This window comes from Xanthomonas sp. DAR33341 (assembly GCF_003992815.1).
Taxonomy (GTDB): Bacteria; Pseudomonadota; Gammaproteobacteria; order Xanthomonadales; family Xanthomonadaceae; genus Xanthomonas; species Xanthomonas cissicola.
This window is the reverse complement of the sequence record NZ_QEYV01000019.1, coordinates 271969-292774: the sequence shown is the minus strand read 5'-3', so window position 1 is coordinate 292774 and position 20806 is coordinate 271969. Positions and strand designations below refer to the sequence as shown.

Genomic DNA, 20806 nt, shown 5'->3' with positions numbered 1-20806 from the left:
GTCATGAGCAGATTAGTCCTGATCGACGGGTCCAGTTACCTGTATCGCGCGTTCCACGCGCTTCCGCCGCTGACCAATGCGCAGGGCGAGCCCACCGGCGCCTTGTTCGGCGTGGTCAACATGCTGCGCGCCACCTTGAAGGAGCGCCCGGCCTACATCGCCTTCGTGGTGGATGCGCCCGGTAAAACCTTCCGTGATGACTTGTATGCCGACTACAAGGCCAACCGGCCGTCGATGCCCGACGACCTGCGCGCGCAGGTGCAGCCGATGTGCGACATCGTGCATGCGCTGGGCATCGACATCCTGCGTATCGACGGCGTGGAAGCCGACGATGTGATCGGCACGCTGGCGCTGCAGGGCGCCGCCGATGGCCTGGCCGTCACCATCTCCACCGGCGACAAGGACTTCGCCCAGCTGGTGCGCCCGGGCATCGAACTGGTCAACACCATGAGCGGCAGCCGCATGGATTCGGACGCGGCGGTGATCGCCAAGTTCGGCGTGCGGCCGGAGCAGATCGTGGACCTGCTGGCGCTGATGGGCGACACCGTCGACAACGTGCCCGGCGTGGAAAAGTGCGGCCCCAAGACCGCCGCCAAATGGCTGGCCGAATACGACTCGCTCGATGGCGTCATTGCCAATGCCGACAAGATCAAGGGCAAGATCGGCGACAACCTGCGCGCCGCGTTGCCACGGCTGCCGCTCAACCGCACGCTGGTCACCATCAAGACCGATGTCACCCTGGCCAGCGGCCCGCGCGCGCTCGACCTGCGCGAGCCCAATGCCGAGGCGCTGGCGGTGCTGTATGCCCGCTACGGTTTCACCCAGGCGCTGCGCGAACTGGGTGGCGCGGCCGCTGCCCAGGCGGGCCTGCTGGCCGAGCCGGTGGCGCTGGGCGCTGCTGCTGCCACTGCGCGCACCGAGCCGGGCCGCGCGCGCGGCACCGGCTTCGTCTCCGGCCCCGTCAACGCAGCGGTGGATCTGGATCCGTCGCTGTCGACGCCCGGCCAGTACGACACCATCCTGACCCAGGAGCAGCTCGACAGCTGGATCGCGCGGCTGCGTGCCGCCGGGCAGTTCGCCTTCGATACCGAAACCGACAGCCTGGACCCGCTGCAAGCCGATTTGATCGGCCTGAGCGTGGCCGCCGAGCCTGGCCAGGCGGCGTACCTGCCGTTTGGCCACAACTTTCCCGGCGCCCCGGTTCAACTCGACCGCACCCAGGCGTTGGCGCAGCTGGCGCCGCTGCTCACCGACCCGGCCGTGCGCAAGCTCGGCCAGCACGGCAAGTACGACCTGCACGTGATGCGCCGGCATGGCGTGGAACTGGCCGGCTACGCCGACGACACCTTGCTGGAGAGCTTCGTGCTCAATTCCGGCAGCGCCCGCCACGACATGGATAGCCTGGCCAAGCGCTATCTCGGCTACGACACCGTCAAGTACGAAGACGTCTGCGGCAAGGGCGCCAAGCAGATCCCGTTCGCCCAGATCAGCCTGGAAGACGCCACCCGCTACGCCGCCGAAGACGCCGACATCACCTTGCGCCTGCATCGCGTGCTCGGCCCCCGCCTGACCAGCGAACCGGGCCTGGAGCGCGTCTACCGCGACATCGAAATGCCGCTGGTGGACGTGCTGGCCCGCATCGAGGCCAACGGTGTGTGCGTGGATGCGGTCGAACTGCGCCGCCAGAGCGCGGACCTGTCCAAGCGCATGCTCGCCGCCCAGCAGAAAGCCACCGAGCTGGCCGGGCGCACCTTCAACCTGGATTCGCCCAAGCAGCTGCAGGCCCTGCTGTTCGACGAGCTCAAGCTCCCTGCCGTGGTCAAGACGCCCAAGGGCCAGCCCTCGACCAACGAAGAGGCGCTGGAAGCCATCGCCGACCAGCACGAGCTGCCGCGGGTCATCCTGGAATACCGTGGCCTGACCAAGCTGCGCAGCACCTACACCGACAAGCTGCCGGAGATGATCCACCCGCAGTCCGGGCGCGTGCACACCAGCTACCACCAGGCCGGTGCCGCCACCGGGCGGCTGTCCTCCTCGGATCCGAACCTGCAGAACATCCCGATCCGCACCGAAGACGGCCGCCGCATTCGCCGCGCCTTCGTCGCACCGCCCGGACGCAAGCTGATCGCCTGCGACTATTCGCAGATCGAACTGCGCATCATGGCGCACCTGTCCGGCGACCCCGGGCTGGTGGGTGCGTTCGAGTCCGGCGCCGACGTGCATCGCGCCACGGCCGCCGAAGTCTTCGGCCGCACCATCGACACCGTCAGCGCTGACGAACGCCGCGCTGCCAAGGCGATCAACTTCGGCCTGATGTATGGCATGAGCGCCTTTGGCCTGGCCCGCCAGCTCGGTATCGGCCGCGGCGAGGCGCAGGATTACATTGCGCTGTACTTCAGCCGTTACCCGGGCGTGCGCGACTTCATGGAAACCACCCGCCAGCAGGCGCGCGACAAGGGCTATGTGGAAACCGTGTTCGGCCGTCGGCTGTACCTGGATTTCATCAATGCCGGCAGCCAGGGCCAGCGTGCCGGTGCCGAGCGCGCCGCCATCAACGCGCCGATGCAGGGCACCGCTGCGGACATCATCAAGCGCGCGATGGTCAAGGTGGATGGCTGGATCGCCGACCACGCGCAACGCGCGAAGATGATTTTGCAGGTGCACGACGAACTGGTGTTCGAAGCCGATATCGATTTCGTCGACACGCTGCTGAGCGAGGTCACCACGCGCATGGCGGGCGCTGCTGAATTACGCGTGCCGCTGGTGGTCGATTCGGGCGTTGGCGATAATTGGGACCAAGCGCATTGATGCGGCGAATGGCAGCGATATGCTGAATACGCAGATCGGCAATAATCCGTTCCAAACATAATGTGAATTCAGCTGAGTTAATGGAATGAATACCCCCTAAATTCTACATTTTTTTAACAGTCATCTTCACGATCCATCAATGTGGAAAATGTTGTTATACCCCTCGACGGGCGCAACGCCTGTCGGCAGATCTCTCCCATCCCCTGGAGCAGATCTCGGAGCGGAAACTCCTCCCCAAGTTTCCGTTCCCTGGCCCCGCCGACCTCCCCCTGGTCTGCGGGGCTTTTTTATTTGTGTCTTCCCAATGATGCCGCAAGCACTGCAGGGTCGGTTGCGATGCTGTGTGCCTCGGCGTGCGCAGGCGCGCGGCATGTAGCGACATGGTCAGAGGTCCCGCGCAGGCGACGCATTGGCTTGCGCCAGGCGCCACTGCAGGCTGCGTTGCAGGAAAAATGCCATTCAATTGGCCGCGCGCGGCGATGTAGAGGTCATGCTGCGACGGCGGTATGGTGACCCCCTCAGGCATTCAGACTTATGGGTCGTGCCACCGCGCGCATTCAGCTATCGGCTTACCGTTGTTGCGTTCACACGCTAGCCCTGCGCGCTTGCCGGACACGCTCCCGATGCCGGCGATGGATGGCGAGTTTCATCCTGCTAGGGAGCAGGGCGCCTTGCGTTGCGCGATCCGCGCCTTTGCGGCGCTGTCGCCGGCGGCGTGGCGCACCGATGACGCACAGTCGATCGAGCCGTCAGCAAGTAGCGCACTTGCTCGCGACGCGCGCTGGAACGTATCGGCCACGACCACAGCCTGCAGGGAGGTCCGCTAGGACGACACGCCTTACGGCGGCGTCTTCATCAACCCAGCCAGTCCCGTGGGATGAGGTAATCGGCCAGGCGCGCTTCCGCGCTGCCTGGCTCCGGCGTAAAGCCGTACTCCCAGCGCACTCGCGGCGGCAGACTCATCAGGATGCTCTCGGCGCGCCCACCGCTTTGCAGACCGAACAGGGTGCCGCGGTCGTAGACCAGATTGAATTCCACGTAGCGCCCCCGACGGTACAGCTGAAACTCGCGTTCGCGCTCGCCATAGGGTGTGTCCTTGCGACGCTGCACGATGGGTATGTAGGCATCCAGAAAGCCATCGCCCACTGCGCGCTGGTAGGCAAAGTCGCGCTCGAAGTCCTGACCCAGATCGTCGAAGAACAGCCCGCCCACGCCCCGCGTTTCGTTGCGGTGGCGCAGGAAAAAATATTCGTCGCACCAACGCTTGTGCGCGGCATAGCGCTCTTGTCCAAACGGCACGCACAGCGCCTGCGCAACGCGGTGCCAGTGCTGCACGTCTTCATCGACGGGATAGAACGGGGTCAGATCGAAGCCACCGCCAAACCAGGCGGCCACCACCTCGCCATCGCGCTCGGCGCGGAAGTAACGCACGTTCATGTGCGTGGTCGGGATATACGGATTGTGCGGATGAAACACCAGCGAGACGCCGCATGCACGCCAGGTCGCACCGGCAAGCTCGGGCCGGTGCGCACTGGCCGACGGCGGCAGGCGCGTACCGGACACATCCGAAAAACCGATGCCGGCCTGCTCGAACACCGCGCCGTCGCGCAGGATGCGGGTCCGGCCACCGCCGCCTTCTTCGCGCTTCCAAAGATCCTCGGCGAAGCGTGCCCTGCCGTCGGCAGCTTCCACAGCGGCGCAGATCCGGTCCTGCAGGTCGGTCAGATAATCGCGTACACGGTCGAATTCGTTCATGTCCCAATTCTAAGCCGTGCACTCCGCGTGGTGGATCCCGCGCAAGCGCGCCCGTTTGTCGCAGTGCGATGCGGGGATGCTGGTGCAGTGTCCTCCGCAACGATGGGTGCACGGCGTGTGCCGCGAGCGATGCAGGCGCCGTACAGTCGACCTGGGCTTGAAGATCGCCGGGCAACCGCACACGCAAGCTCTCAGTTTTTGATGCGCAACTGGCGAGCGAGGGGTATTTCGTTGCAAGGCAGCTGATCTGCTGCAGGCTGCAGCGTCCTTGCCCGCTCCCAAGTCACTCAGGTTGCGAGAACTCCGCGCGGACAGCGGGCGTGCACAACCGCCATGCCAGGACCGCATGCACGCAGCCGATCGCCAGCGCACCCAGGCCGGTGAGGACCAATGCCATCTGCTGGGTGGCCTGCAAACGTGCCCGCATTTGCGGCCATTCCGGGCTTTGCAGCACATCGGCGGGTAGTAGCGTCTGTACGCCGTCGAACAATGGTCCAATCAACGCCAGTCCGCCGAAATTGAGCACTCCGGTCACCAGCAACACCGCCACGAAGCCAAGCCTTGCCCACTCGCGCCGCTGCAGCAGCGCCCAACTCAACCAGCAGAACGCAGCCGAGAGCAACACGCCGGCGACGGATAAGGACAGCGCGTGATCGATCAGCCATTGCCAGGAGTGGGGCAGGGTGATGCCTTCGGGCAGACCTAGCGATGCCGCACCTGGCGTCAGTGCGATCATTGCGATCTGCACCAGATTGGCCAGCACGCCGACCACCCCCAGCAACAGGGAAACCCACGCCAACGGAGTGACGAAGCCACCGCGCTGCCGCGCCGATGCTGGCTGGACGGCGCTCATTGCAGCGATGCGATGTGGGCAGCCACCATCGCCTGCCCGGGGGGATCCAGCGCCGGTTGCAGTTGCGCGTACCACTCGGGCACTGCATCGGCTGGCAGGCATTGGCGCAACAACGGCGTACTGCGCTCAAGAAAGGCTTCGAGAAACGGCAGCCCGCGCACGTACAGGAAGTGGCTGTCGGTGATGGACATGCCGGCGTATGCCTCGCGCAACCATTCCAGATGCGGCAGCGCGTGCGCCCCATGGCCGGCGCGGGTGAGCGCGGTGAGGAAGCTGGTACGTGCGGTGGCGGGCGAGGTGGACCGCTCCTGCGCGTTGAGATCGTCGAAGGTCAGCAACCACTGCTCGCCCTGCGCGATCTCGTTGCACATCACCGAGGTGGTTGCCAACTGCAGTGCGTTGTGCGCGCTGGGCTCCAGCTCGTAAAGCGCCAGCCAGTACGGGTAGGCTTCGCGATAGCGGTCCAGCGCGCTCAACGACAGCGCGCACAGGCGCTGCGCATCGGACCCAAGGTGGAGCTGCGTCTGCGCAGCGTTGTAGGCGCCGACATGGTCGCCGCGCTGAAACGCGCTCAGCGCCGGCTGCAGTGCGGGGTCGATCTCGGCCCCCGCCTCCGAGGCGTCTGCGGCAGCGACAGGCGCTGCCGTCGGTGCTGTGCGCGGCGTGTTTGCCGCAGTGCTCTTGCGTCCAAACAAACGGTCCCACAGGCCCATCGCTTCTTCCTTCCCTGCGCCCGTGGTGAGTGGAAGCGCCATCATGCCGGCGGCGCACCGGTCATGCGGCGGACCGGTGCAGCAACGCGCGCGCAGCGAGGGCGCGTTGCCGGTCCTGCGCCAAGCTTAGAGCCACTTGCGTAGCAACAGGTGAGTGCGAAGCAACCGACGCGCCGGTGTTGGTTTGCCTACGCACGTGCTGCATTGTTGATCCCGCTCGCAGGGCCGTCGCTGCGGATGGCCGCATCGGGAACGTTGTGCGCCGTTGGTCAGGGCGGATCGTGACTGCGAGCTGGCCTGACCCCGGCGTCTGCGTGCAACACGCGCAACGCCCGAGCCCTGCGCGTGTCGTCCGCTTCCATCCAGGGACAGACACGCGCAGTTTCGCCGGCTTTAGGGTTTCACCTGCTCGTTGAACAGTTTGAGGATGCGCTTGTACTCGTCCAGCCATGAATCGGCACGCGTAAAGCCGTGGCGTTCCAGCGGATAAGGCGCCACCTGCCAGTTGTCCTTGTGCAGCTCCATCAACTTCTGCGTCATGTCCACCGAATCCTTGAAGAACACGTTGTCGTCGATCATGCCGTGCGCGATCAGCAGATGGTCGCGCAAGCCCTCGGCGTAGTTGATCGGTGAGGACGTCTTGTAGGCCTCCGGATCGACTTCGGGCGTGTTGAGGATGTTGGAGGTGTACTCGTGGTTGTACTGCATCCAGTCGCCGACCGGGCGCAGCGCCGCCCCGGCCTTGAATGTGCCAGGGCTGCGGAACAGCGCCATGTAGGTCATGAAGCCGCCGTACGAGCCGCCATAGATGCCGACGCGTGCGCGATCGCCCTGCTTGGTGGCGACCAGCAAGTCCAGGCCATCCAGATAATCTTCCAGCTCGGGGTGGCCCATGTTGCGATAGATCGCCGTGCGCCAGTCGCGGCCGTAGCCTTCGGAGGCGCGATAGTCCAAGTCCAGCACGATGTAGCCCTGCTGCACCAGCAGGTTGTGGAACATCTGCTCGCGGAAATACGGGGTGTAGCGTTCGGAGACATTCTGCAGATACCCGGCGCCGTGCACGAACATCACGATCGGATACTGCTTGCCGGGCTCGGGATTGGTCGGCCCGTAATACTTGCCCCACACCGTGCCGGCGCCATGTTTGGAAGGCACCTGCACGTACTGCGGCGCAATCCACGGCTGCGCCTTGAAGGCCGGCGTGCGCGTGTCGGTGAGCACGGTGGCCTGGCCACCTGCGGCCGGCACCACCGCCAGTTGCGTCGGCAGATAACTGCCGGAGTAGCGCACCAGCAACTGCTGCCCGTTGGGCGACAGGCTGTAGCCTTCCACGCCGTTCAACGCCGTGATCTCGGTGAGTTGATCGTTGCGCAGATCGAGCTTGCAGACTTCGTAATCGCCCGGCCATTTCTGGTTGCACAGGAAGAACATGCCGCTGCCATCGGCGCTGGGCACCGGCATCGACACTTCCCACTTGCCGCGCGTGCGCTGGCGCGGCTTGCCGTTGCCTTCCACCGTGTACAGCTGCGAATAGCCCGACTCTTCCGACAGCAGCCACAGCGTGCGATTGTCGGGCAGCCATCCGAAATCGTTGAAGTCCCAATTGATCCAGGCGCTATCGCTCAAACGGTGACGCGGCTGCAACCTGGCGTCGTCCAGGTCCACGCTGGCGATCCAGCGGTCCTTGTTGTCCACCGCGCGAATTTCCACCGCCACGTTGCGGCCGTCATCGCTCCAGTGCACGGCCGGCCCGCTGCCGTCGCCATCGCTTTCCACGCGCACCGCGCGGTTGCCCTTGAGCGGGTCGCGCTTGGCGGCCTTGCGCAAGGCCGCCAGCGGGTCGGTGGCGATGCCGGGGAGCGGATCGAACGACAGCGATCTGGCTGTGCCCGCGCCGACATCCACCAGCCATAGCGCATGCGCTGCCGGTGCGTTGCGGCCCACACGTGTACGTACTTCCTGGAATTCTTCGTAACCGGATTCGGTCACGTATTTGGGCATCTTGCCGGCCTGACCTTCGTCGGCGCTCTTGGCCTGTGTGACCACCAGCAGATGGCGGCCGTCCGGCGACAACGCGCTGTCGACGATCTCCACCTCATCGCCCAGATACACCGGCGCTGCCGCACGCGTGGCATCGGCGCGGCGCCAGGCATCTTCCTGCGTGCGCAGCGCGTCGCGTTGCTCCTTGTCGCGGCGCAAGGTGGCCAGCGTCGCCAGTTGCTGCTCGCGCAGCACATCGGCCTTGGGGGCGGCGTTGGGGTCGCGCTCGGCCTTGACCACCGCCACCTGCGCGGTGCCGCCGTCGGCGCGCCAGTGGTACCAGTTGTTGCCCGCGCGCCAGATCGCACCGCCGTCGCTGGCGAACTGCGGACGCGATTCGATCTCGTTGCTGCGGGTCAGCTGGGTCAGCGCACCTGTGCGCAGATCGCGCAGGAAGATGTCGCCGTTACGTGCGAACAGCATGCGCTGGCGGGTGGCATCGTAACTGGGGTTTGCCGCATCCAGGCCGGCGCGCGCGGCATCGGCCACACGTTCGGCAGTGCCACCGCCGGTGCCCTGGCGATAGGTGTCGCGCACCGGGCTGCCATCGCGCTTGAGCAGGTATTGCACCTGTTTGCCGTCCCATTGCCACCAGGCCTGATCCACCGACGGCCCGATCCAGTCCGGGTCGGCCATCGCCTGTTCGATGGTGAGCGGGGCGGCAGACTGCGCATGCGCAGCGGTGGCCAGCAGCAGAAGGGTCAACGGCAACAATCTAGGCATCGGACACGGCTGGACGCAAAGGAGAGCGCGCAAGCCTAGCAGTTCGCCTTCGCGGCAGGCTTGGGCCACAGGTCATGCGTGCGTGGCTGCATGCAGCCCCCGGTAACATCTGCTAGCGCGCGATGAGCGGGCGCGACCATGATCGAGCGCTGCGCAAGGGATGCAGTTGCAGAGCAAGCGGTACGCGGCATCAGCAAGGTAGGACGCGACAGCAAAATGAACACTTCAACTCCACGGCACTGGTAAATCCGCGCGCGACTGACAAGCGCAGACGGGCGCAGCGAAAATCTCGCGTGGAAAACCCACCTGCGCAGCCGCGCCGCACGACTGCCATCCACACCTGCAGCCGACCGGCGTATCGCAACGCCCAGCGCAACCACGCACTGGTGAAGACCCGCCGAGCGCAAAGATGATGATTGCCGTGCCGCACAAGGCGCGCGTGGTACACGCAACTGGCCCGTCCCCCCATGCCACGCCCCGGCGGCGATCAACTCCGCGTGTCGCAGAGGAAAACCCCCGACTTGCCAGCAGCGCAGGTGGCGGCCAAGCTAGCGCGCTTTTGCGACCATCGGTTTCCATGTCCAGCCTGCCTGCTCCCGCTGTTTCCCATCCGATGGCTGTTGGTGCGCCCGACCGTCCGCTGGCCTGGCGCGCGGGGCAGTCGGTCGATCTGGCGACCTTCATCGCGCACGTGCACGGCCTGGCGCGACAGCTGCCCGCCGGCAGCCATGCGGTGAATCTGTGCGAAGACCGCTACCGTTTCATGGTGGCGTTCTATGCGTGTGCGCTGCGCGGGCAGATCTCGCTGCTGCCGTCTTCGCGCGCGCCGGCGGTCGTGGGCGAAGTGCAGGCGCGTTACGCCGATACCTATTGTCTGGGCGATCTGACGCTGGAGTTGGCGCCGCCGCGGTATTGGCAGCTGCCGGCCGAGTTGCCGCAGGCCCAGGGTCCGATTCCGCAGCTGGCCGACGATGCGCTGGTGGCGATCGGTTTCACCTCCGGCAGCACGGGCAGCCCGCAACCCAATCCCAAGACATGGGGCAGTTTTTTGACCAGCACGCGCCAGGATCTGGTCGCGCTGCAAAGCCTGTGGACGCACGCCGATGCCGTCCCGCACGTGGTTGCCACGGTGCCGCCGCAGCACATGTACGGCATGGAATTGTCGGTGCTGCTGCCGATGGTGACCACGCTGGCGGTGCACGCAGGGCGGCCGTTCTTTCCGGACGACGTGGCACGTGCGCTGGCCGATATTCCCGCGCCGCGTGTCCTGGTGACCACGCCGGTGCATCTGCGTGCGTTGGTCGAATCCGGCGTGGCGCTGCCGCCGCTGGCCGGCATCGTGTCGGCCACCGCGCCGCTGGCGCCGGAGATCGCCGCTGCCGCCGAAGCGCGTTTCGGCGGTGAGGTGCGCGAGATGTTCGGCTCCACCGAAACCTGCGTGTTCGCCGTGCGCCGCACCGCGCTGGAAGCGGCGTGGACGCCCTTGCCCGGCGTGCGCCTGGAAACCCAGGCCGCAGGCACGCTGGTGCATGCGCCGCATCTGGCCACGCCGGTGCTGCTGGCCGACATGATGGACGTGGCCGACGACGGCCGCTTCCAGGTGCGCGGCCGCCAGGCCGACCTGCTGGAAATCGCCGGAAAACGCGCATCGCTGGCCGATCTCACCCGGCGCTTGCTCGCCATTCCCGGCGTCATCGACGGGACCATCGTGCAGCTCGCGCCCGACCCCGGCCAGGCGGTCGGTCGCATCGCTGCGCTGGTGGTCGCCCCTACCCTCGACGAAGCCCAGGTGCTGGCCGCACTGCGCGTCAGCGTGGACCCGGTGTTCCTGCCGCGCCGCCTGCGCAAACTCGCCGCCCTGCCGCGCAACGAAACCGGCAAGCTGCCGCGCGATGTGGTGCTGGGATTGCTCAACGGCTGAGCGTGACCTGCCGCGTGCGCGCGTCGTCGGGCGCTGCGTCTGTCAGGATCAGCTTGGCGATGGATGGCTGCAGACATAGCGCGAAAAACGTGCCAGCAAGCGCGTTTGCTGCAGGGCTTCGAGCGTTGCTTCCACCTGGCAGCTCAGGCCATTGCGGTCGGCGCAGCGTGTTGCCGCAGTATTCGCCGCCTCCAGCCGTGTGCGGGTGCGTGGGCGCAACTGCGCTTCAAAGGTTTCTTGCGCAAAATCCAGATCGCCGGGCGTAATCGATCTGGCCTGTCTGCCAGGGCACAGGCTGTCGGTTTGCGTCGCGAAGGTTTCGAATGACTGGCCGACAAGCAATTGGGGGCCGGCTGGAACGGACGCCGCCAATACGATCGCAAGCAACAACATGGTCGGCCTCTGCGCGCAATGCTGAGAGGCCAGCTTAGAAGCAGCGGTGTGCTGGCATTTGTCAGCGGCTGTCTAACGCTTTCGACAAGCGGTGTTGAACGCGCACAGCGCAGGAATGCCTGCGTCACGTCAGCCCGCATCGCGCCATCCGTTGGCGCTGCTCAAGCGATCGCCGCAGATGGCCTCCGCGGCAGGCGGCATCACCCATGCGCCCCATCGATCTCCACCGCCAGCTCATCGCGGCAGATCACCGCGTGCAGCAGCAGGCGCGGAACCGCATCGCCGAAGCGGGCGTCCAGTGCCTGCGCAACCCGGGGCAGGTCCTCGCGCTCGCGCACATAGACCTTCAGGCGGGTGCCGGCGCCGAACTGCGCCGGTAACGCAGGTGCCTGCTGGCGCGCGGCGCCGAGCAGGGCGTCGAAGTTGGCGAAGGTTTCTTCCAGCTGCGCCAGCAATTGGCCGGTGTGCATCGAGGCGTGGCCCACCACGGCAGCGGTGCCTGACAGCAGCAACGGCATGTCGCTGCCGGCCGGCGGCAGCATGGCACGGGCGAAACTCGGTGACTGCGGGCCGTACTGGCGCGGGTAGTGGTAGGCACTGACCTGGCGCGGGTTTTCCAGCGGCGTGCCGGCATTGGCGGCGGCCAGCCAGTAGATCTGGATGATGCGCTCGGCATCGCAACGGCCCACGGCGGTGGCGGCCGGCAATTGCGCGGTGTCGAACGCGCCCAACCCGCGTGCACGGCCCACGCAGAACTGCCGGTAACGTTCGCGGTCGCCGCTGCCCAGGGTGATGGCGTCCAGGTAATTCCAGATCCGCAGCAACCGTGGCGTCTGGCTGTTGCTGACGAAGGCGGTGATTTCCGCATACGCCCGGGCGGCGGCTTCTTCGATATCGACATCCTGCTCGTCGATCTCGATCACGCCGAACTGCAGGTGCCCATCGCTGGACCAGGCGATGTTGCCATCGCGGCCGCTGCTCACCGGCGCATCGGTGCGCCACACTTCCAGCACGCTGGCCTGGTACGGCTGCAGCGGCACGCGCAGATAGCGCGGGTCGTGCAGGCGCGGCGCCGCATCGCCGAAGCCGAACACGGCCAGCACCTGCGGGTCGGTCAGCAGCACGGCAGGGTCGGTTTGGTCGACATAGTCGACCTGCAGCCGGGGGTGGCGCACGGCGTGCGTGGTCTGGGCCTGGGAAGCGGTCATGGAGCGTCTCGTTGTTGCGTGTCGCGTTGCAAGGTGTCGCCGTCGAAGCCGAGCTTGGCCTGACGCCGGCGATGGCGCCACGACTGCCAGGCGCGCGGCATCATCGACAAGGCGGTGAGTGCGTACAGGGCGCGAAAGGCGCGCAGGCGGATGCGGACTTTGGGGGCGTCGAACACATCGCCGGCCAGCATCGCCACCACCGCCTGTTCCACCTGCCAGGTGTTTTGCGGCTGCGCGAACAAGGCGCGCATGGTGGGCGAGGTGAAGCGGTAGATGAACCACTTGAATTCATCCACGCCGCGCGTCAGTTCGCGCTGCAGGGCGCGCTGCAGTTTCGCCTCCGACTGCGGTGCGCGCAGTGCGGCATCCACCATCGCCGCGCCACGTTCGGCGCCGTGCATGGCCAGGAACACGCCAGAGGAAAACATCGGGTCGACGAAGGTGTAGGCATCGCCCAGCATCAACCAGCGCGGCCCGGCCATGCGCGTGCATTCGTAGGCGTAGTTACCGGTGGCATGCACCGGCGCCACGCGCTCGGCGCCGAGCATGCGCGCGCTGAGCTCGGGGTTGAGCGCCAGCGTGCGCATCAAGAAGCCCTCGCTGTCGCCCTGGCGGGTCTTCATGTAGTCCGGATAGCAGACCGCGCCCACGCTCATGATGTCCTCCGGCAGCGGAATCAGCCACATCCAGCCATGCGCATGCCGGTAGATGCTGATGTTGCCGGCATCCTCACCCGGGCGTCGTGCCACGCCGCGGAAATGGCTGAACAAGGCGGCCGATTGATGCGTTGCATTGGCGCGTTTGAGCTTGAGGCGGTTGCCCAGGAAGGTGTCGCGGCCGCTGGCATCGAGCAGATAGCGCGGGCGGAACTGCTGTACGCCACCATCTGCCGTGCGTGCCTGCAGCACCGGGTGTTCGCCGTCGAAGGCGACCTGCTCCACGCAGACCTGCTCGCGTGCATCCACGCCCACCGCACGCGCACGCTGGAACAGCACGTGGTCGAATTGCGCACGTGGCACCTGGAAGGCGAAATCGGCCTTGGCATCGAGCGCGTGCGAAAAACGGAATGTGTTGTAGCCGCCGCTGTCGTTGGGAAAATCCGCCCCACGCTTCAGCACGCCGATGGCGCGCACGTCTTCCAGCACGCCGAGGCGTTCAAGAATCGGCATGTTCATCGGCAGCAAGGATTCGCCGATATGAAAGCGCGGGTGCTGCGCCTTCTCGAGCAGGGTCACGGACCAACCGAGCTCGGCAAGTGCGATGGCCGCGGTGCAGCCAGCCGGGCCGCCGCCGACGATCAGGACATCCGGACACTCCGGTCCGGGAGCCGGCCCGGCTGCCGGCATGGCGGTCGGGGTGAGGCGAACAGCGGTGGAAGTCATCCTGGAACGAACCTGCGGCGGGCGAGCGTCATGCAGTCATGATAGCCTGACCGGCTGCCCGGCCAGCTGTGGCCCGCCGATCCATATGTGAAGAACGACGGCAGCAGGCAGGCACCGGCCAGCCGCGCGGCAGATGCTCGGATTGGCAGCGGCGGCAACGTACACTACGGCCCGACGCGACGCCCATGCCTGCCGATGGTCGCCCGCGCTGCTCTTGCTTGTTCTCACTCTTGTTGCCCGACCCTGACCTGTGGAAATCCTGGATGTCCTCGCAAACCGCTGCCGAACGTGAACTGGCCGAACTCCTGGTCGAAAGTCTGAACCTGGAAGACGTCCAGCCCGCCGACATCGATCCGGAGGCGCCGTTGTTCAATACCGGGCTGGGGCTGGACTCGATCGACGCACTGGAACTGGCGCTGGCGATCAGCAAGCGCTACGGCTTCCAGTTGCGCTCGGACAACGACGAAAACCGTCGCATCTTCGCGTCGCTGCGCGCACTGTCGGCGCATGTCCAAGCCAACAAGACCGTCTGATCTGCCAACTGCGCCATCCCCCGACGCACCCGCGTGGGTGCTGGGGCTGGGCGTTCTGCTGGCGGTGGCGTATTCGCCGCTGGCGCATTGGGCCAATGCCAGTCACCGCCCGGAATTGGCCGTCATCGCCGGTGGTTTGCTGGTGCTGATGGTGTTGATCGAACCGATGGTTGCGCGCCGGCCCTGGGCCTGGGCGTTGGCGCTGCTGCTGCTTGCCGGGCTGGGCGCGCTGTGGCATTCGCCGTATGCGATGTTGGTGCTGGCGGCGCCGCCGGTGGTGTTTACCGGTTGGGTGGCCTGGTTTTTCGGGCGCAGCCTGCGGGCCGGGCGCACGCCGCTGATCACGCGCATTGTTGAAGGCCTGTACGGCCAGGCCGGCATGCCGATCACGCCCGAACAACGCCGCTACACGCGCCGCCTCACGCTGGCCTGGGCAGTGCTGCTGTGCGGCCTGACCCTGGCCAATCTGGTGCTGGGTCTGTGCGCCGAGCCCAGCGGCGTGCTCGCGCAGCTGGGTCATGCCTCGCCGCTGCCGATCAGCGACGCGCGCGCCTCGTTGTTCGCCAACCTGCTCGCCTATGGGGTGATTGGCGGCTTCTTCGTTGCGGAATATCTATTGCGCGGTCGCTGGTTTCCACAGCGCCCCTATCGTAATCTGCCAGACTTCTTGCGTCAGATGGCGCGGCTCGGGCCGGATTTCTGGCGCGATCTGCTGCGCTGAGTGCGTGGCCTGGGGCAGCGACGGACGTGCATATTTTCGGGGGCAAGACAAAAATGCCGTTGGCAAGGATGCCGTCGCGCCTGGCGTGGGCTGTGTTCAACCTGTTGCAATTGGCGTTCACGCTGGCCTTCACCGCTGGCGGGATCGTCTATGCATTGGTCGTGCTGGCGATCACCCGCGATGCCGACCGTCTGCTGCGCATGGGCAGCTGGATGTGGTCGCCGGTGCTGTTCCGTGGTGCGGGCGCCACCGTCATCGTGGAAGGGCGCGAGCGGGTGGATTGGTCCAAGAACTATCTGTTCGTGAGCAACCACCAGTCGATCATCGACATCTGTGCGCTGTTCCATGCCTTGCCGGTGCCGCTGCGCTTTTTGCTCAAGCAGGAAATGCGCAAGGTGCCGTTCGTGAACTGGTATGCGCATGCCGCCGGCATGCTGTTTCTGGACCGCGACAGCCGCAGGGCAGGGGCGCTGGTGCGGCGCCAGGCTGCCGCGCTGTTGCGCGAGGGCAAACAGTTGTGTCTGTTTCCCGAAGGCACGCGCAGCCGCACCGGCGCATTATTGCCATTCAAGGCCGGACTACTGCAGGCCGCTATCGATGCTGGCGTGCAGGTGGTTCCAGTGGCGCTGGATGGCTGCGGCAAGGTCTTGCCGGTCGATGGCCTGTTCAGGGTGAGGCCGGGCATCATTCGCGTGCGGATCGGTGCGCCGATCGCGGTGACCGGGCCGGATGCGCCGGATCGCCAACAATTGACCGAGCAGGCACACAAGGCCGTGGCTGCAATGCTTCAACCCAGGATCTGAGTTCCACGCTTATGGATTTCGTTGTGCCGCATGATCATCCCTGCCTGCCCGGACATTTCCCGGGCCGTCCCGTGGTGCCTGGCGTGGTCGTGCTCGACCATGTGCTGCAGGCAGTGGAAGCCCTGCATGGTCCGCGCGCGGCCATGCGCCTGCCGCAGGTGAAATTCGTGCAGCCGTTGCTGCCCGGCCAGACCGCCTCGGTCACGCTGGAAGGCGATGGCCCGCGCTGGCGCTTCCGCGTGCAGCGCGCCGAGGCGTTGCTGGTCAGCGGCGAACTGGTGGCCGAGGCAGCGCCATGAGCAAGCATTGGAAACAGCGTCCGGAAGGTGGCGGGCGCTTTGCGTTGTGGCTGATCCGCGGCATTGCACGGCACGCCGGGCGTGCGGTGGGGCGTGCGCTGCTGTATCCGATCACGCTGTACTTCCTGCTGGTGCGTGGCCCAGAGCGCGCCGCCTCGCGTGCCTATCTGGCGCGGGTGCTGGGCCGCCCGGCTTCGCTGCGCGATGTGGCGCGGCACATCCATACCTTCGCCTCGACCATCCTGGACCGGGTGTACATGCTGTGCGGGCAGATGCAGCGCTTCCGCGTGGACATCGCCGGCCTGGATCAACTGCACGCGCAAATGGATCGCGGCCGCGGCGTGCTGATCTTCGGCTCGCACCTGGGCAGCTTCGATGCGCTGCGCGTGCTGGCCACCGAGCGCCCGGACGTGCAGGTCAAGGTGGTGCTGGACAAGGCGCACAACCGCGCCATGACCGACCTGCTGGGGGCGCTCAACCCGCAGCTGGCCGCCAACATCATCGACGCCGGCATGGACGCGACCTCGATCGTCATGGCGATCAAGGAGGCCACCGATGCCGGTGCGCTGGTGGCGCTGCTGATCGATCGCCCGCGCGAAGGCGACCCGGCGCTGCCGGCGATGTTCCTTGGCCGCAATGCGATGTTCCCGACCTCGCCGTGGCTGATCGCCGCTGCGCTCAAGGTGCCGGTGGTGCTGGCGTTCGGCCTGTATCACGGCGGCAATCACTACGAGCTGGCGTTCGAAACCTTCAGCGAAGGCCTGGACGTGCCACGTCGTCAGCGCGCCCCGGTGCTGGCGGTACTCATGCGCGATTACGCTGCCAGGCTGGAACATTACACCTGCTACGCGCCGTACAACTGGTTCAACTTCTACGATTTCTGGAACACCCACCATGCCGATGTGCCGCACCCTGCCGTGGATGCTGATACTGCTGTTCAGCGCCGCACCGCTATGCGCCGCACCGCCTGAGACGCTGGACGTCGGGCAGGTGCTGCAGCGCCTGGCGCGCCCCGCACCGGTCAGCACCGAATTCGTCGAATTGCGTGGCTCGGCCTTGCTGAAGACGCCGTTGCGCGTGGAGGGCCACTACCGTCGCCCGGACGCGCAGACGCTGGTGCGCGAGGTCAGTGCGCCATACCGCGAAACCACCACGCTGACCGGCGACGAAGGCGTGCTGGAACGCGAAGGCAAATCGCCACGCCGTTTCTCGTTGAGCCGCGTGCCCGAGCTGGCCGGCTTGAAGTCCGGATTCGGCGCGTTGCTGTCCGGCGACCGCGCCCTGCTGGAGCAGCACTACCGCGTCAGTGGGCAGGGCCAGCCACAGGCCTGGCAGCTGACCCTGCAGCCCAAGGACGCCGCCGTGGCCAAGCAGGTGCACGAATTGCGCCTGTACGGACGCAACGACGAACTGCGGTGTATCGAAAGCGTGCCTGCCAAGGGCGACCTGCAGCGCACCCTGCTGGCCGGTGCAGCGCGCGCGGCGGCCGGCGTGACCGATGCCGCCGCGCTGACCACGCTTTGCCACGGCTCGGGCGCGTGACCGCGCGCGGGATGGTTGCGCCGGTCGTCTCTAACCACATCACACCCTTCGCAGCTGAAACGCGCACGTTGCCAATACGACCGATGCCGCGCGCGCGGCCAGCGGGCGTTCGGCCGCTGTAGCAGGACACGTACACCATGTCGCTTAAGTTGAACGCAAACCGCCGCATCGGCCTGGCACTGTTGTGGCTGGCCTTGCTGGCAGTGGCCGGATTCTGGTTGAGCGAGACGCTCAAGGTCACCGGCGACCTGCGCAAGTTCATGCCCGCCCCGCGCACGCCGGCGCAAAAACTGCTGATCGAAGAACTCGGCGAAGGCCCTGGATCGCGGCTGCTGCTGATGGCGTTGTCCAACAACGATCCGGTCACCTTGGCCGAGCAGTCGCAGCAACTGCACCAGGCGCTGTCCGCGCAGCCGGCGCTGTTCGAACTGGTCGGCAACGGTGGCAACGCCGGGTTGGAGGCGATTCCCGAGCGCTTGCTGCCGTACCGCTATCTGCTCAGCGACAGCTTCGACAAGACCCCGCTCGACGCGCGGACGCTGGAAGCGGCGTTGCAGGCGCGCGTGCAGGATCTGGGCTCGCCGGCGGCGGCCATGGTGGAGCCGTTGCTGCCGCGCGACCCCACGATGGAAATCCTGCATCTGGCCGACACCCTGCAGCCGGCAGCGATGCCGCGCACGCGCAATGACGTGTGGTTCGATCGCGCCGGCACCTCGGCGCTGTTGATCGTGCAGACCCGCGCGGCAGGCTTCGACCCCACCGGCCAGCAGCTGGCCTATGACGCCGTGCAAGCGGCGTTCGCGAAGGTCGGCAAGGGCACTGCCACCCGGCTGACGCTGACCGGGCCGGGCGCATTCGCGGTGGAAATCACCGCGCGCACGCAAGGCGAAGCGCAGTGGATCGGCACGCTCGATACGGTGGGCCTGGTGCTGTTGCTGCTGGTGGCCTACCGTAGCTGGAAGATTCCGGTACTTGGCGTGTTGCCGCTGGCCAGCGCCGGTCTGGCCGGCCTGGGTGCGGTGGCGCTGTTGTTCGACGGCGTGCACGGCATCACCGTGGCATTCGGCTTCACGCTGATCGGTGTGGTGCAGGATTACCCGATCCATCTGTTCAGTCATCAGCGTCCCGGTCTGGATCCGCGCGAGAACGCACGGCATCTGTGGCCGACGTTGGCCACCGGCGTGGTCTCCACCTGCATTGCCTACGTGACCTTCCTGTTCTCCGGCGTGGACGGCTTGCGGCAGCTGGCGGTGTTCACCATTGCCGGCCTTGCCACCGCCGCGGTCACCACGCGCTGGCTGTTGCCGGCCCTGATCGATCCGGCCCCGCGCGACTACGCGGACTCGCGCGTGCTGGCGGTGCTGTGGCGTGGCATTGCGCGCCTGCCGCGGCCACGCATCAGCCTGGCGGCGATGGCCGTGATCGGCATTGCGGTGATCGTGTTCGCGCCGGGGCAGTTCTGGCAAAACGATCTGTCGAAGCTAACCCCCGTGCCGCCCAAGGCATTGGCGCAGGACACCCATCTGCGTCAGGAACTGGGCGCGCCGGACGTGCGTTACGTGCTGGCGCTGCCGGCAGCCAGCGATGAGGCGGCGCTGCAGGCCAGCGAGCAATTGCGCCCGCGTCTGGATGCGCTGGTGCGCGATGGTGCGTTGCTCGGCTACGACATGGCGGCACGCTATCTGCCCAGCGCCAACACCCAGCGTGCGCGACAGGCCGCCTTGCCCGATGCTGCGCAGGCGCGCGCGCTGACCGAGCGCGCAGTAGCCACCACGCCATTCCGCAGCGATGCGTTTGCGCCGTTCCTGCAGGATCTGGACGCCGCCAAGCGCGCCGCACCGCTGCTACCGAAGGATCTGAGCGGCTCGCCGCTGGCCACGTCGGTCGGTGGCTTGCTGCTCGGCCGTGGCGATCGCAGCACCGCGCTGGTGTCGTTGACGGGCCTGCGCGATCCGGCGGTGTTGGCGGCCGCCGTGCAAGGCAGCGGCGCGCAATTGCTGGATCTGAAGGACGCCTCCGAATCGCTGGTGGCCGCCTACCGCGGACGCGTGCTCGGTGCGCTGGTCCTGGCTGCCTTGTTGCTGGCAGTGACCGTGGCGATCGCACTGCGCAGCCCGCGCCGCATCGTGCGCGTACTGCTGCCGATGGCGCTGACGACGGTGCTGATCCTGGCGATCCTGCGCGGCACCGGGGTGGAACTCAATCTGTTCCATCTGATCGCGCTGATCCTGGCCGCCGGTCTGGGCCTGGACTACGCGCTGTTCTTCGATCATGCCGGCGACGATCACGCCGACCAACTGCGTACGCTGCATGCGTTGATCGTCTGCAGCCTGATGACGCTGCTGGTATTTGCGCTGTTGGCCGCGTCCAGCATCCCGGTCTTGCGTGCCATCGGCAGCACAGTGGCGTTGGGCGTGCTGTTCAATTTCATTCTGGCCTTGCTGGTGTCGCGCGAACCGGCGCTGGAACGCACCGCGAACGGAGAACCGCATGCAGGGACGTGACGCAATCGCTGCGCTGATTCCGCACCAGGGCAGCATGTGCCTGTGGGAAGAAGTGATCGAGTGGGATGCGCAGCGCATTGTGCTGCGCAGTCACGCGCATCGCAGCGATGCGCATCCGTTGCGGTGCAACGGGCGTTTGCGCGCGCTGCATCTGTGCGAATACGGCGCGCAGGCCATGGCCGTGCATGGCGGGTTGCTGGGCCGCGAATCCGGCAAGCCGGTACGCCCTGGCATGCTGGTAGCGCTGCGTAGCGTGGAGGTGCACGTGATGTATCTGGATACCTTGCCGGATGCGATCGAGTGCCAGGCGCAGGTGTTGATGCAGGGCGAGGACAGCCAGCAATACAGTTTTCGCCTGACCCATGGCGCGCAATTGCTTGCCGAAGGACGCGCCACCGTGATGCTGGGCGCCGCGCAGGCGTAGGCACGCCTGATCGCTGGAGTGGCCGGGTGCCGGCAATGCGTGTGGCGGCTTCAAGGGCAGCGCGTGTGCACGATCGCACGCCTGGGTCACGTCGTAAGATGCAGGCGCGTGCGCAAGTGCAACGTTGCCAGTCTTGCGCAGGGCGCTGGCACGTGGCTCGCATGAATGGTTAGGATGAATCCCC

The 20806-nt window shown here is 66.5% G+C and carries 17 protein-coding genes; 10 read left to right on the top strand and 7 right to left on the bottom strand.

All coding sequences use genetic code 11. The features are described from left to right. The first annotated feature begins 3 nt into the window (after positions 1 to 3). Positions 4 to 2808, top strand: a complete 2805-nt coding sequence (gene polA / locus EO156_RS07330) for a DNA polymerase I (protein ID WP_029829621.1) — start codon at positions 4 to 6, stop codon at positions 2806 to 2808. Positions 2809 to 3663: 855 nt separating this feature from the next. Here the strand turns inward: polA and hemF are convergent. From hemF to EO156_RS07300, 4 genes are all read right to left on the bottom strand, one after another. After that, positions 3664 to 4563: an oxygen-dependent coproporphyrinogen oxidase gene (gene hemF / locus EO156_RS07320; RefSeq protein WP_016849296.1), complete on the bottom strand. Its 900-nt coding sequence runs from the start codon at positions 4561 to 4563 to the stop codon at positions 3664 to 3666. Between the two features lie 283 nt (positions 4564 to 4846). Then, a complete protein-coding gene (locus tag EO156_RS07310) occupies positions 4847 to 5416 on the bottom strand; it encodes a hypothetical protein (protein ID WP_016849295.1) in 570 nt (189 codons plus the stop codon). Continuing rightward, a complete protein-coding gene (locus EO156_RS07305; RefSeq protein ID WP_026006883.1) occupies positions 5413 to 6129 on the bottom strand; it encodes a hypothetical protein in 717 nt (238 codons plus the stop codon). Before EO156_RS07305 ends, EO156_RS07310 begins: the two co-directional genes overlap by 4 nt. 393 nt (positions 6130 to 6522) lie before the next feature. Next, positions 6523 to 8883, bottom strand: a complete 2361-nt coding sequence (locus EO156_RS07300; RefSeq protein ID WP_016849293.1) for a S9 family peptidase — start codon at positions 8881 to 8883, stop codon at positions 6523 to 6525. Positions 8884 to 9469: 586 nt separating this feature from the next. Here EO156_RS07300 and EO156_RS07290 point away from each other — a divergent pair. Continuing rightward, a complete protein-coding gene (locus EO156_RS07290; protein ID WP_029829620.1) occupies positions 9470 to 10813 on the top strand; it encodes an AMP-binding protein in 1344 nt (447 codons plus the stop codon). A 48-nt stretch (positions 10814 to 10861) separates the two neighbouring features. On the opposite strand, the gene EO156_RS07285 is transcribed toward EO156_RS07290, so the two are convergent. The 3 genes from EO156_RS07285 to EO156_RS07275 form a co-directional block, all read right to left on the bottom strand. Continuing rightward, positions 10862 to 11206: a hypothetical protein gene (locus EO156_RS07285; protein ID WP_005926459.1), complete on the bottom strand. Its 345-nt coding sequence runs from the start codon at positions 11204 to 11206 to the stop codon at positions 10862 to 10864. 200 nt (positions 11207 to 11406) lie between these two features. Next, positions 11407 to 12414 (bottom strand): hypothetical protein, encoded by a 1008-nt coding sequence (locus tag EO156_RS07280; protein ID WP_003487396.1) that lies wholly within the window; start codon positions 12412 to 12414, stop codon positions 11407 to 11409. Continuing rightward, the gene (locus EO156_RS07275; protein WP_016850211.1) at positions 12411 to 13760 is read right to left on the bottom strand and encodes an NAD(P)/FAD-dependent oxidoreductase; all 1350 of its coding nucleotides are present in this window, start codon (positions 13758 to 13760) and stop codon (positions 12411 to 12413) included. Before EO156_RS07275 ends, EO156_RS07280 begins: the two co-directional genes overlap by 4 nt. Before the next feature lie 299 nt (positions 13761 to 14059). On the opposite strand from EO156_RS07275, the gene xanC reads away from it, so the two are divergent. The 8 genes from xanC (at position 14060) to EO156_RS07235 (ending at position 20622) form a co-directional block, all read left to right on the top strand. Then, positions 14060 to 14329, top strand: a complete 270-nt coding sequence (xanC, locus tag EO156_RS07270; RefSeq protein WP_005914783.1) for a xanthomonadin biosynthesis acyl carrier protein XanC — start codon at positions 14060 to 14062, stop codon at positions 14327 to 14329. A gap of 37 nt (positions 14330 to 14366) precedes the next feature. Next, entirely contained in the window at positions 14367 to 15050 is a 684-nt protein-coding gene (locus EO156_RS07265; protein ID WP_003487404.1) for a membrane protein, read from the top strand. A 53-nt stretch (positions 15051 to 15103) separates the two neighbouring features. Then, a complete protein-coding gene (locus tag EO156_RS07260) occupies positions 15104 to 15853 on the top strand; it encodes a lysophospholipid acyltransferase family protein (protein WP_005914786.1) in 750 nt (249 codons plus the stop codon). Between the two features lie 71 nt (positions 15854 to 15924). Continuing rightward, positions 15925 to 16152: a hypothetical protein gene (locus EO156_RS07255; protein ID WP_202988577.1), complete on the top strand. Its 228-nt coding sequence runs from the start codon at positions 15925 to 15927 to the stop codon at positions 16150 to 16152. Continuing rightward, positions 16149 to 17123 carry an acyltransferase gene (locus EO156_RS07250; protein ID WP_005914788.1) on the top strand — a complete coding sequence of 325 codons (975 nt, stop codon included), beginning with the start codon at positions 16149 to 16151 and terminating at the stop codon, positions 17121 to 17123. The genes EO156_RS07255 and EO156_RS07250 overlap by 4 nt, the downstream gene beginning before the upstream one ends. Beyond that, positions 17047 to 17694: a LolA-related protein gene (locus tag EO156_RS07245; RefSeq protein WP_005914789.1), complete on the top strand. Its 648-nt coding sequence runs from the start codon at positions 17047 to 17049 to the stop codon at positions 17692 to 17694. The genes EO156_RS07250 and EO156_RS07245 overlap by 77 nt, the downstream gene beginning before the upstream one ends. A 137-nt stretch (positions 17695 to 17831) precedes the next feature. Next, positions 17832 to 20198 carry an MMPL family transporter gene (locus EO156_RS07240; protein WP_029829613.1) on the top strand — a complete coding sequence of 789 codons (2367 nt, stop codon included), beginning with the start codon at positions 17832 to 17834 and terminating at the stop codon, positions 20196 to 20198. Further along, positions 20185 to 20622: a hotdog family protein gene (locus EO156_RS07235; protein ID WP_016850216.1), complete on the top strand. Its 438-nt coding sequence runs from the start codon at positions 20185 to 20187 to the stop codon at positions 20620 to 20622. The genes EO156_RS07240 and EO156_RS07235 overlap by 14 nt, the downstream gene beginning before the upstream one ends. Positions 20623 to 20806: the final 184 nt, after the last annotated feature.